Source organism: Micromonospora sp. NPDC047620, from assembly GCF_043205005.1.
GTDB lineage: Bacteria > Actinomycetota > Actinomycetes > Mycobacteriales > Micromonosporaceae > Micromonospora.
In genome coordinates, this window is sequence record NZ_JBIDDG010000011.1 from 220,110 (window position 1) to 232,064 (window position 11,955).

General features: G+C 72.3%; 8 protein-coding genes and 1 pseudogene. All 9 read left to right on the plus strand.

Annotated elements, in window-relative coordinates:
* The first annotated feature begins 20 nt into the window (after positions 1 to 20).
* The 9 genes and pseudogenes from ACGF5C_RS16105 (at position 21) to eccB (ending at position 11,879) form a co-directional block, all read left to right on the plus strand.
* Positions 21 to 530 (plus strand): hypothetical protein, encoded by a 510-nt coding sequence (locus ACGF5C_RS16105; protein ID WP_393302175.1) that lies wholly within the window; start codon positions 21 to 23, stop codon positions 528 to 530.
* A gap of 117 nt (positions 531 to 647) precedes the next feature.
* Positions 648 to 4,619 carry a type VII secretion protein EccCa gene (gene eccCa, locus ACGF5C_RS16110; RefSeq protein WP_393302178.1) on the plus strand — a complete coding sequence of 1,324 codons (3,972 nt, stop codon included), beginning with the start codon at positions 648 to 650 and terminating at the stop codon, positions 4,617 to 4,619.
* Entirely contained in the window at positions 4,616 to 6,706 is a 2,091-nt protein-coding gene (locus ACGF5C_RS16115; RefSeq protein WP_393302181.1) for a hypothetical protein, read from the plus strand. Before eccCa ends, ACGF5C_RS16115 begins: the two co-directional genes overlap by 4 nt.
* An 18-nt stretch (positions 6,707 to 6,724) precedes the next feature.
* On the plus strand, positions 6,725 to 7,156 hold the full coding sequence (locus tag ACGF5C_RS16120; protein ID WP_393302184.1) for a WXG100 family type VII secretion target: 432 nt from the start codon (positions 6,725 to 6,727) through the stop codon (positions 7,154 to 7,156).
* A 56-nt stretch (positions 7,157 to 7,212) separates the two neighbouring features.
* Complete coding sequence (locus ACGF5C_RS16125; protein WP_350680944.1) at positions 7,213 to 7,626, plus strand: hypothetical protein; 414 nt, start codon at positions 7,213 to 7,215, stop codon at positions 7,624 to 7,626.
* A 124-nt stretch (positions 7,627 to 7,750) separates the two neighbouring features.
* Positions 7,751 to 7,918 (plus strand): annotated as a pseudogene (locus ACGF5C_RS16130) (transposase); the annotation flags it as partial.
* A 203-nt stretch (positions 7,919 to 8,121) separates the two neighbouring features.
* Positions 8,122 to 8,892 carry an SDR family NAD(P)-dependent oxidoreductase gene (locus tag ACGF5C_RS16135; RefSeq protein ID WP_393302188.1) on the plus strand — a complete coding sequence of 257 codons (771 nt, stop codon included), beginning with the start codon at positions 8,122 to 8,124 and terminating at the stop codon, positions 8,890 to 8,892.
* Between the two features lie 274 nt (positions 8,893 to 9,166).
* On the plus strand, positions 9,167 to 10,546 hold the full coding sequence (gene eccD / locus ACGF5C_RS16140) for a type VII secretion integral membrane protein EccD (RefSeq protein WP_393302191.1): 1,380 nt from the start codon (positions 9,167 to 9,169) through the stop codon (positions 10,544 to 10,546).
* 1 nt (position 10,547) lies between these two features.
* Positions 10,548 to 11,879, plus strand: coding sequence for a type VII secretion protein EccB (gene eccB / locus ACGF5C_RS16145; RefSeq protein ID WP_393302195.1), 1,332 nt, complete (start codon positions 10,548 to 10,550; stop codon positions 11,877 to 11,879).
* Positions 11,880 to 11,955 lie beyond the last annotated feature (76 nt).

An 11,955-nucleotide genomic window follows, 5' to 3' on the forward strand; every position in this document is an offset into this window, starting at 1 on the left:
ACGAGAGAAGGTGCCCGGAGATGCCGGCAGTGAGTATGAGCGGTACGTGGCGGATCACGGTGGTGGGCAAGGAGTCCCTCTACGCGCAGCGGCTGGTGTTCTCCGGCGACGTCCAGAAGACGCTCGAACTGGAGGTCGGGACGTCGGCGTCCGCGAGTGGGCGGCGCTGGAGGCTGCGGTTCGAACACCACCGTGGGGACGGCGTCTGGCGGCCGAACGTCTCGGTGGAGGCGGGTGCCATCGTCCGGTGCGGCAACGAATTCCAGCGGTTGATCGCGACGAAGGACGTGTACTGGACCGGTGACCGTGGACACGACGACCTGAAGCTGCTGCTCACCCGGCCGGCGTCGGCGGGTGCCCCGGAGGAGGGAGTGGGCGGGGAGCCCTTCGCCGTCGACGTCAACCTGCACGGGCTGCCGGGCATGCCGGTGCTCCCGTCGATGGACGGCGCGGATGCGACGTCGGAGAGGCTGCGGTCGTACAGTCGGCCGGGGTCGGCGGGAACTCCCCTGCGGAGACGGTCCTTCTGATCGCCGCGGGCCCCGGCTCGCCAGGTCCGGCCGACGGCGTTGCCGGAATCGCGCGGTGCGAACAGCATCGATCCCGGTACCGGTCAACCCTTTCCGGCTCGCAGCCGTGTAGTGGATGTGAGCACCAGACCTTTCCGGCGGCCGGCCCGCCGCAACGGACCCGAGCTGCCGCACGGCGAGATCACCCTGCAGGAGCCGCCGGTCGTCCCGGAGGTCCAGCCCGCCGGGTTCCGCTCGCTCGGGATGATCCTGCCGAGCCTGCTGATGACCGGCGGGTTCATGTTCATGATGATGAGCAACTCGCTCAGAGGCCCGATGGGCATGGTCATGCTGGTCATGATGGGCGGCGGCATGCTGGGCATGGCCGTGTTCCAGATGACGATGAACACCGGCAACCGCAAGCAGCAGATCAACGGCGACCGGCGCGACTACTTCCGCTACCTGTCCCAGACCAGGGCGCAGGTCCGCCAGTACGCGGCGGAACAGCGGGACGCGCTGGCCTGGCGGCACCCCGACCCGGAGTCGCTGTGGTCGCTGGCGATGACCAGCCGGCTGTGGGAGCGCCGGCCGACGCATCCGGACTTCGGCGAGATCCGGGTCGGTACCGGCGCCCAGCGGCTCGCGGTACGGATGACCCCGCTGGACACCAAGCCGGTGGAGGACCTGGAACCGGTGTGCGCCAAGGCGTTGCGCCGGTTCATCAAGGCCTACACGACCGTGCCCGACCAGCCCGTCGCGCTGTGCCTGCCCGGCTTCGCGCACGTGCGGATCAGTGGCGACCGGGACGTGGCGCGGGGCATGGTGCGCGCCATGCTCGCCCAGTTGGCCACCTTCCACGCCCCGGACGAGCTGCGGCTGGCCCTCTGCGTCGGCCCCGAGCAGGCCGAGCGGTGGGAGTGGGCCAAGTGGCTGCCGCACGCCAAGCATGCCACCGACGTCGACGTGGCCGGGCCGGTACGGCTGTTCGGCACCACGCTGGAAGAGGTGGAGCGGCTGCTGGGCGCGGAGTTCGCGGGCCGCTCCCGGTACGACGACGACGCCCAGCCCTCCCGCGAGGAGCCGTTCGTCGTGGTGGTCTGCGACGGTGGCGTCATCCCGCCGGGCACCCGGCTGACCGTCTCCGGGTACCGCAACGCCGTCCTCGTCGACTTCGACGGTCGTGGCCTCGCCGACGGGGACAACGTGCTCAACCTGGAGGTGTCCGCGACCGACGTGGACATGATCGAGAAGGACCACGTGGGCCGGGAGGTGCGTACCCGGCTCGCCGCACCCGACCACCTGGACCTGCCCCGGCTGCGGACGCTGGCCCGGATCATGGCCCGGCACGCCACCAAGGTCACCGGCGAGCAGCCGGCCAGCGGGCTCAGCGCCGTCCTCGACCTGCCGGACCTGCTGGACATCCCCGACCTGGACACCTTCGACCCGCGTGCCCGGTGGGAGGCACGCTCGCCCGCCGACCGGCTGCGGGTGCCCATCGGGGTGGCCGCCGACGGCTCCCCGATCGAGCTGGACATCAAGGAGTCCGCCGAGGGCGGGATGGGGCCGCACGGCATGCTCATCGGCGCCACCGGATCGGGCAAGAGCGAACTGCTGCGCACCCTGGTCCTGGCCCTGGCGGCCACGCACTCCTCGGAGACCCTCAACTTCGTGCTGGTGGACTTCAAGGGCGGCGCCACCTTCGTCGGGCTGGACCGGCTGCCGCACGTCTCCGCGCTCATCACCAACCTGGCCGACGAGGCCGCGCTGGTCGACCGGATGCAGACCACCCTCCAGGGCGAACTGGTACGCCGGCAGGAACTGCTGCGCAGCGCCGGCAACTTCACCTCGGCACGCGACTACGAGAAGGCCCGTGCCCAGGGCGCCGAACTCGACCCGCTGCCCACCCTCTTCGTGGTGGTGGACGAGTTCAGCGAGCTGATCGCGGCCAACCCCGAGTTCATCCAGCTGTTCGTGATGATCGGCCGGCTCGGCCGCTCGCTCGCGGTGCACCTGCTGCTGGCCTCGCAGCGCCTGGAGGACGGGCGCATCCACCAGCTCGAGGGCCACCTGTCGTACCGCATCGGGCTGCGTACCTTCTCCGCGATGGAGTCGCGGGCCGTCATCGGCGTACCCGACGCGTACGAGCTGCCGGGCGATCCGGGCAACGGATACCTGCGCTCCAGTGTCACCAGCATCACCCGGTTCCGGGCCGCGTACGTGTCCGGCCCGCACCGGGTACGCAGCACCGGGCTGCACCGCGAGGTGATCGCCAGCCAGGTGGTCCCGTTCACCGCCGGGGCCGCCGCACCCGCCGTCCCGGCACCGCGCCCGCCCTCGGACCCGGCGCCGGACGAGTCGACCGACACCGGCACCACCGTGCTGCACGCGCTGGTGGACCGACTGGTCGACCAGGGTCCGCCGGCACACCAGGTGTGGATGTCGCCACTGGAGGACGCGCCGACCCTGGACGACGTGCTGCCGCCGCTGCTGCCCGACCCGGAGCACGGGCTGCGTCCGATCGACGCCGGCCAGCAGGGGTACCTGCAGGTGCCGGTCGGTCTCATCGACAAGCCGTTCGAGCAGATGCGCGACCTGCTCGTGGTGGACCTGGCCGGGGTCGGCGGGCACGTGGGCGTGGCCGGCGGACCGCAGAGCGGCAAGAGCACCCTGCTGCGGTCGCTGGTGTGCGGGCTGGCCCTGACCCACTCGCCGCGACAGGTGCAGTTCTACTGCCTCGACTTCGGCGGCGGTTCGCTGGCCGGGCTGACCGGCCTGCCGCACATCGGCGGGGTCGCCGGCCGGCACGAACCGGAGCGGGTGGGCCGCACGGTGGCCGAGGTCCGCTCGATCCTCGTCGAGCGGGAACGGCGCTGCGCTGATCTGGGCATCCACGGCCGGGACGCCTACCGGCAGGCGCAGGCCGACGGTCGCATCCCGGAGGACCGGTTCGGCGACGTGTTCCTGGTCGTGGACGGGTGGTTCGTGCTGCGCCAGGAGTTCGAGCCGGCCGAGGAGATGGCCCGGGACATCGCGGCCCGTGGCCTGAACTACGGGATCCACGTGATGATCACCATGGGCCGCTGGTCGGAGCTGCACATGTCGATGCGGGACAAGATCGGGACCCGTCTCGAACTGCGCCTGGGCGACCCGGTGGAGTCCGGGATCGACCTGCGTGCGGCGGCCCAGGTGCCCCGCCGGCCGGGGCATGGGCTGACCGACGCGAAGCTGCACTTCCTCGGCGCGCTGCCGCGCATCGACGGCGTCCAGTCGGCCGACGGGCTCGCCGCGGCCACCGCGCACCTGGTGTCCGCGGTGGCGGACAACTGGGCCGGGGAACGTGCCCCCGCGGTACGCACCCTGCCGGCCTCGCTGCCGATGGCCGAGCTGCCGGCACCGCAGGACACCCGCATCGCGCTCGGCGTGGACGAGGACCAGCTCGCGCCGGTGTGGCACGACTTCCGGGCGATGCCGCACCTGACCGTGCTGGGGGACACCGAGAGCGGCAAGACGAACCTGCTGCGTCTCATCGCCCACGCGATCGTCGCCAGCCACACCCCGGCCCAGGCGCGCATCATGGCCGTCGACTACCGGCGGCAGCTCTTCGACGACGTACCGGCCGAGTACCGGCTCGGCTACTCGGTCTCGCCGGACAGCACCCGGGACACCGCCGCCGAGGCGCTGGCCGGGCTCCGGCCGCGGATTCCCGGCCCCGACATCACGCCGGAGCAGCTACGCGCCCGCGACTGGTGGTCCGGCCCCGAACTGTACGTCCTGGTCGACGACTACGAACTGCTCGCCGGGCCGGACAACCCGTTGGCCCACCTGACCCCGTTGCTGCCCCAGGGTGGCGACATCGGCCTGCACGTGGTCGTCGCGCGGGCCGCGGCCGGGGCGATGCGGCTGTCGATGGACCCGCTGCTGCGGCGCATCCAGGAACTGAACACTCCGGACGTGGCGCTGTCCTGCCCGCCGACGGAAGGCCCGCTGCTGGGTAACACCAGGCCGCGTCCGCTGCTGCCGGGCCGGGCGCTGCTGTGCACCCGGCGTGGCAGCCGGCTGATCCAGACGGCACTGGTACCCGCGCCCGTGCCCACCGGGGCCGGCCGATGACCCGCACCGCCACCCGCCCGCGCCGTACGCCCACCCCACCGGCCCAGCCCGCCGAGCCGGCCCGTACCGCCGTGGCGGCCGAGCCCGCCGAGCCCGCTACGGCGGCCGAACCCGCTGCGGCGTACGCGGCGGCCGAGGAACTGGCCCGGCGGCTGCGGGCCCTGGCCTGCCTGCCCGGACCGTCCGCCGCGCCGACCGCATGGCCCTGCGACACGGGGCTGCTGGACTGGCTGCGCCGGATGACCTACCCCGCCCTGTACACCTGGGCGGCCGAGGAGAACCTGGCGCGCCGCTGGATCGGCGGCGACATCTTCGGCTCCCGCCGGCTGTCGCGGGCACCGGAGTTCCTCGCCGGCACCGACCTACGCCGTCTGCCCCCGCACCTGGTCGCGCCGCTGTTGCGGCGGGTGAGCATGACGCGTCCGGCGCCGAGCGCCGCCGAGCTGACGCCTGCGGCCCTGGCCGCCGACGCCGGCCGGGTCAGCACGTTCCGGCGCGACGGGGTCGCCCGGCTCTGGGGCCAACCGGAGCACACGCCGCCGCTGCCCGACACCACCACCATTCCGCACGTCGTGCACGGCATCTGGCTCGGCCGGCCGCTGCCCGAGTCGAACGGCTTCTGGGCCAACTACGGCGCGGCGGCCGACAGCTACGCCGGCCAGGTCGACTTCGTGCTGTGGACGGACATCCCGCGGGCCCGCTTCGACGCGGCCCGCGCCACCCCGCCCGCCCCGGCCGGCCGGCCCGATCCGCTGGCCCCGGTACGCGCCCTGCTGACCTGGGCCGACACCCACGGCATCCACCTGGTGAGCGTGGCCGAACTGTTCCACGCGAACGCGCCGATGACCCTGCACAGCCCGTACGCCCTGGAGCTGAACCGGGGGCTGCCGCAGGGTTTCGCGGCGGCCAGCGACCACCTGCGGGTCGAGGTGGTGCACCGGTTCGGCGGCCTGTACGCCGACGGTGACCTGCACTTCCTTCCGGCCACCGCGCTCCCGCCGGACGAGCGGGCCGACAGCTCGGCGAGCCAGGGTGCCGAGGGCCCGCCGGGCGGTGGGTACCGGCTGTTCCGTGGCCGGTGGCACGGGCCGCCGGAGGCCGACGGGCCGGCCCGGTTGCCGGAGCTGTTCGACCGGGTCGCCGCGTCGACGCACGGGTTCACGCTGCACGCGCTCACCGACGAGATCGTCCTCAACGACGTCATCCTGGCCCCGGCGGGGCATCCCGCGCTGGCGTTGTGGCTGGAGGGCGCGCGGTACAACTACCTGCGCGACCCGCGCGACCTGTACGCCGTCGGCGCCTCCCAGCCGGCCGGGTCGGACCCGCCGCTCACGTCGGACCCGCCGCCAACGTCGGATTCGTTGCGCATGTCGGACCCGCAAGGCGGGTCCGGCCCGCCGGTCGCGGGGGCGTCGGGGTGGCGGGGGGAACCGGCCTCCTGGACCTGGGCGGTCACCGCGATGCGTACCGGGCGGGTGCACCACTGGCTGCTGGCCCGGCTGGGCATCGGCGCGGCCGATCTGGTCAAGCCGGCCCCGGCGGTACGCGGGCACAGCGAGCTGAGCTGGCTGCCGCCGGTCGACGGTCAGCCGCCGGTCGTCTGCCCCGACCCGGACCCGCTGCCGACTCTGGTCGCCTGCGTGGACCTGCTGCGCTGGCAGCACCTGTCGCGCTCCGGGGACCTGTGCCTCACCGCGGTCGCTCCGCTGGTCCGCGGGCTGCCCGAGCCGGACACCGCGTGGACCGCGGTGCTGCTCGCCTTCGGGTACCTGTCCGTCGACCTCGGCCCGGTCACGTCGGTCACCGATCGGCGACGCAACCAGGACCGGACCCTCGACGTGGTGGTGCTGCCGCCCGAGGCGGAGGCGCTGCTGGATCGTGCCGCGACACCGGCCACCTGGTTCGGTTCCGGTACCCGCTCCGGCGACGGTGGCGGAGCCGGACCGAAGGTCACCGCAGGCCGGGAGTACTGGTTCCTCGGCGAGCGCACGGTCCCGGCCCGGCTGCTGCCGCCGCGGCCCGACCCACCGGACGGACGCGGCGGGCGCGACCACGTCACGGACCTTCCGGCGGCAGCAGCCGGATGACAGAAAAGGAGAGTCATTATGGCAACCCCCAACAGAGGGGTCGTGGGCGGCGAGTTCGGCCTGATGGCCGACGAGGCGACCATCACCGGCATGGTCATGGCGTTCGCTCAGGCCCAGACCGAGGCCAGGAACAGCCACTCGAACGTCGTGGCCGCGAGCCAGGCGCTGACCGCCTCGTGGTCGAGCGACCTGGCCGCGCCGAAGTTCCTGGAGGCCATCGGCAACTGGGTGGCCGGCTTCCAGAAGGTCCAGCAGGGCCTGAACATGCTCAACCAGAGCATGCAGCAGTACTCGCGACTGACCACGACGACCGAAGACGACAACGCCATGCAGGCCGGCAGTTGGGCCTGGCAACAGCCTCTCCCCGGGTCTGTCGCGGGTGCTTTACAAAGAGTGACCGTCAGATGGACGTCTTCCCGCTGCCGGCCCAGCGGAAGACATTCGGCCTGAGCGCTCACATCACCCGCCTTCCGGCGACGCGCGCCGGATGACGAACAAGGAGAGTCATGGCAGAGAATCAGTACGGGTACGACGCGCGAGGCATCACACTCCCGATCGTCGCCGATGAGGCGACCATCACCGGCATGGTCATGGCGTTCGCCCAGGCCCAGACCGAGGCCAAGAACAGCAGCGCGAATGTCCAAGCCGCAGGCATAGCGCTGCAAAACTCGTGGCAGAGCGACGTGGCCGTGCCTCGGTTCCTTGAGGCCGTCCAGCAGTGGCTGGCCGGCTTCCAGAAGGTCCAGCACGGCCTGAACATGCTCAACCTGAACATGGAGCAATACGCGCAACTGACCACCACGACCGAAGACGACAACGCCGTGCAGGCCGGCAGTTGGGCTGCAGGGGACGGCCTGCTGTACGGCAGGGCCCAGAGGGTCCAAATGCCGATGGCCCCACTCGGACGGATCGAGCGGTAACTCCGGCCAGTGCCATTGTGACCTACGAGAAGCGGGTCCCTTCTCCAGACGGTGCGTGACCTGGCGCTGGCCGCGTCCAGTTGCGGCAACTGGACGCGGCCGTGGTTCAGCGACCAACCAGAACCTGAAACCGGACCACCATGCCGGTACGGGGCGGCACGACCTGACCGACGCATGGTGGGCGCCGTCTGCGCCCCTGCTGTCGAGGAACAAGCAGCGAGGTCGGCCGCCGAAGTGCAGTAAACGGCAGCTCATCTACGAGATCCGGTGGCGGGTTCGGGTGGGTTCGCCCTTGATGGCAGAGCGGCCACACAGGCAGCGTGGCGAAGAGCGCGAACACGGCTGCCATCACCGTCGCCACGCAGATGATGACCCCGGCCGTGCGGCTGATCCCCTCGGTGACCGCCAGCCGGGCCGGTGGCCCTCGGTCGTGGCCCTCCCGGATCCGGCTCCGGGGTCCTGAATTGCATCGCCGTTTATCAGAGAGGACCCCTCATGAACCGGTTCGACGGACGTACCGCCATCGTCACCGGCGGTGGATCCGGCATCGGCCAAGCCACCGTCCTGCGCCTGCTCGACGAAGGCGCCACCGTGCTCGCCGCCGACATCTCCACCGACGGACTCACCGACACCCAGGCCCGCGCCGACAACGCCGGCACGGCGCCGCGGCTGAGCACCACGGTGCTCGACATCGCTGACGAGACCGCCGTGCAGGACGTCGTCGGCCGCGCCATCACCGACCTGGGCCGCCTCGACGTCCTCGTCAACGCCGCCGGGATACTGCGCGGCGCGCACACCCACGACTGCAGCCTCGAACTGTGGAACCACATCATCGCCGTCAACCTGACCGGCACCTTCCTGGTCACCCGAACCGCCCTACCCGCACTGCTGGACACCGGCCGCGGCGTGATCGTCAACTTCAGTTCGACCTCCGCCTCGTTCTCGCATCCGTTCATGGCCGCATACTCGGCCAGCAAAGGCGGCATCGAGGCGTTCACCCACGCCATCGCCGGCGAATACGCCAAGCAGGGCCTACGCGCCGTCAACATCGCACCCGGCAGCATCAGCAGCGGCATCACCAACAACTTCACCAGGCTCGTGCCCTCCGACATCGACTACACCCTGCTCCGCAAACTCACACCCGCACTCGGACAGAATCACGCCGCACCGGAGACCGTCGCAGGAGTCGTCGCGATGCTCGCCTCCGACGACGGAGCCTTCATCACCGGCACAGAGATCCGCATCGACGGCGGCACCCACCAGTAACTACGCCGGGATGCGCGCGCAGCCCTTGCGCGAGTGGTCCGGCCTCCCGGCCCCTGGCGATGCCGACGACCGGCGGGCAGCGTGGCGACAGTCGCGGTTCGCCCGGGTCCCGGCCCGTATCCGGGTTCCCCGGTCCGCCGGTGGTCGACCCCGCACCCGACCCGACCGGGTCTTGGCGGACAGGGTCTACAGCTCGCGCGGCCACCGCGCGAACCCACCCGCGGGAGGATTAAAAAGTCGTGAACCCCAGCGACAGTGCAGGCGTGTTCGGGATATGAGCGCCGAGCGCGGGGAACTCTGCCGACTGCTGGTCGTCGGACCGACCAGTCAGGTCGACGTGAGTCTGCCCACCCACATCCCGTTGGCCGACATGATGCCGGCCCTGCTGAGCGCGCTGGGACCGGACCTCGCCGATCGTGGGCTGGAGCACAGCGGCTGGATCGTGCAGCGGCTGGGTGAACCGGCCTTCGACGAGTCGCGCACCGTAGGCGATCTCGACCTGCTCGACGGCGAGGTCGTGCACGTACGCCCGCGTACCGACCAGATCCCGCCGCTGGCCTACGACGACCTGGTCGACGGCGTCTCGGCCGGCATCCGCAAGCGGTCCGGGCTGTGGCGTCCGCAGACCACGCGGGTCACCGCCCTGCTGCTGTTGGCCGCCTGGCTGGCCGCCTGGCTGGCCGCCGCGCGGATGTGGCCGGCCGAGTCCCGGAATCCGCTGCTGCTCGCGGCGATGGCGGCGATGTGCTTCGTCGCGGGCTTCGCGGTGGTACGCAAGCTGGCCGACCGGGCCACGGCCGGCGTCCTGGGGGCCGCCTGTGTGGTCGGTACGGTGGTCGCCGCGCTGGAGGCGGTCGCCGGTGCCTCCGTACCCCGGTTGATCTTCTTGGGTGCCACCGCCGGCACCGTCGCCGCGTTGCTGGTGGCCGCGTTCGTCTTCCCGCGCACCGGCTGGCGGCAGGTCACCGTCGGCCTGCTGGCGGCATGGCTGCTGGTCGTCGCCGCGCTCGCACTGCACACCAGGGCCACGCTGGACTGGACCACGATCGCCGCGATCACGGTCGTCGTCACCACGGCGCTGCGCCCGGCGGTACCGTCGGCCGCCTTCAAACTCGCCGGGTTCGCGCTGCCGGAGATGCCCGTCGAACCGGCGGACCTGCAGAAGGACATTGACCCGGAACCGGCCGCCGGGGTGCTCACCCGGGCCGCCGCCGCCGACCAGTTCATGACCGCCCTGTACGCGGCACTCGGACTGGTCTCCGGGGCCGCGATGGTGTGGCTGGCGGCGGCACCCGGCTGGGCCGCACCGCTGGCCGCCTGGCTGGCCGCCGTCGCCCAGATCCTGGTCACCCGCCCGATGACGAGCACCTGGCACCGGGTGGCGCTGGCCGGTCCGGCGTTGGTCGCCATGGCGACCTGGTGCCTGACCGCGCCCACGGACCGGAGTCAGCTCGCCGCCCAACTGGCCATCGGCTGCTGCCTGCTCCTGGCCGTGGCGTGCGGGGTGGCCGCGCGGATTCCGGTCGGCCGGCGGTTCAACCCGATCTGGGGCCGGATGGGCGACCTGGCGCACACCGCGATGGTGGCCGCCCTGGGGCCGACCGTCGTGGTCATCACCGGCCTGATCGACGTGATTCGGGCGCGGGTGGGTTGACATGTCGTCGCGTCGTGACCAGGTGGACGCCCAGCGGTACATGATGGCCCGGGTGACCGGTGCGCTGGTGCGGGCCGAGCCGGAGATCGCCGAGTCACCGACCCGCCGGGACCACACCGGCACGATCGTCGGTCTCGTGCTCGGGATCCTGCTGCTGGGTGGGGTCGCGATCTGGGCGCTGTTGCCGGGATCGGGCTCGACCAGTTGGCAGCAGCCACGGATGCTGGTGGTGGACGCCTCGACCGGGGCGCGGTACGTGCTGGTCGACGGCCAACTGCGCCTGGTCAACGACGTGGCGACGGCCACCCTGCTGGCCGGCGGTCGACTCACCCCGGTCACCGTGTCCTCGTCCAAGCTCGCCAAGGTGCCGCAGGGCCCGCCGGTGGGTACCCCGACCGGGCCGCAGGTGCTGCCCGCGGCCAACCGGGTCAACCAGGGCGTGTGGCGGGCCTGTAGCCGGGACACCGGCCGGATCGTCCTGGACGTCGACGTGCCGGCGGCCCCCGGTCCGCTCGGCGACGGGCATGCGCTGCCGGTCACCGCAGGCGGCAAAACCTACCTGCTGTGGGGCGGGCGACGGCTGCTCCTTCCCCAGCCGTGGATGGCCGACGTGCTGGGGCTGGGGCTGCTCGCTCCCGTGCCGGTGGCGACCGCCTGGCTGGAGTCGATCCCGCTGGGCGGCACGGTCGGCCCGCCGAAGGTGGCTCGGGCCGGCGGCGCCGGGCCGAGGGTGGCCGGCCGGCCGACGTCGATCGGCCAGATGTTCGGCGTGGACCTGGGCAACGGCACGGTCAACCACTACCTGATGACCACCGACGGGCTGGCCCCGCTGACCGAGACCGAGTACCGGTTGCAGCGGGCCACGCCGGGCGGGGCCAGGGAGACCGCCATCACCCCGGCCGATCTGGCCGCCGCCGGTCAGCGCAGCCCGGTGCGCCCGCTGACCACGCTGCCGGCCACCCCACCAGTGCCACCGTCCATGCCCGAGGACGCCGTGGTCTGCGTGGAGTACGCGGGGCAGGCCGACGAGAAACCCACGGTCGTCCTGGCCAGCGGAACCGGCATGCCGACCGGCGGCAGCGGCGGGAAGACCACCGTGACGGTGCGGGTGCCGTCGGGCGGGGGAGCGTTGCTGATGCCCCCGGCGAACGCCGACACCGACCGGTGGCGGCAGCAGGGCCTGCTGGTCAACGAGCGGGGGATCGCCTACCCGATCATGGGCGGCGACGTCGCCACCCTGGGCTACTCCCTCAACCAGGCGGTGGTCATGCCCCCCGCGCTGGTCGCCATGCTGCCTCCCGGGCCGGCACTGGTCCGGCCGGAAGGGAGGTGAGGCCGCAGATTACCCGACCGATCCGCCGCCGCGGCCCGGCCCACCGGCCGGATGCGGCAGACGCGCCCACATCACA

Excerpts from the sequence above, each read along its gene's own strand:
- eccD (WP_393302191.1), top strand. The coding sequence starts at position 9,167 with ATGAGCGCCGAGCGCGGGGAACTCTGCCGACTGCTGGTCGTCGGACCG.
- ACGF5C_RS16135 (WP_393302188.1), top strand. The coding sequence starts at position 8,122 with ATGAACCGGTTCGACGGACGTACCGCCATCGTCACCGGCGGTGGATCC.
- ACGF5C_RS16120 (WP_393302184.1), top strand. The coding sequence starts at position 6,725 with ATGGCAACCCCCAACAGAGGGGTCGTGGGCGGCGAGTTCGGCCTGATG.
- ACGF5C_RS16125 (WP_350680944.1), top strand. The coding sequence starts at position 7,213 with ATGGCAGAGAATCAGTACGGGTACGACGCGCGAGGCATCACACTCCCG.
- ACGF5C_RS16105 (WP_393302175.1), top strand. The coding sequence starts at position 21 with ATGCCGGCAGTGAGTATGAGCGGTACGTGGCGGATCACGGTGGTGGGC.
- ACGF5C_RS16115 (WP_393302181.1), top strand. The coding sequence starts at position 4,616 with ATGACCCGCACCGCCACCCGCCCGCGCCGTACGCCCACCCCACCGGCC.
- eccB (WP_393302195.1), top strand. The coding sequence starts at position 10,548 with ATGTCGTCGCGTCGTGACCAGGTGGACGCCCAGCGGTACATGATGGCC.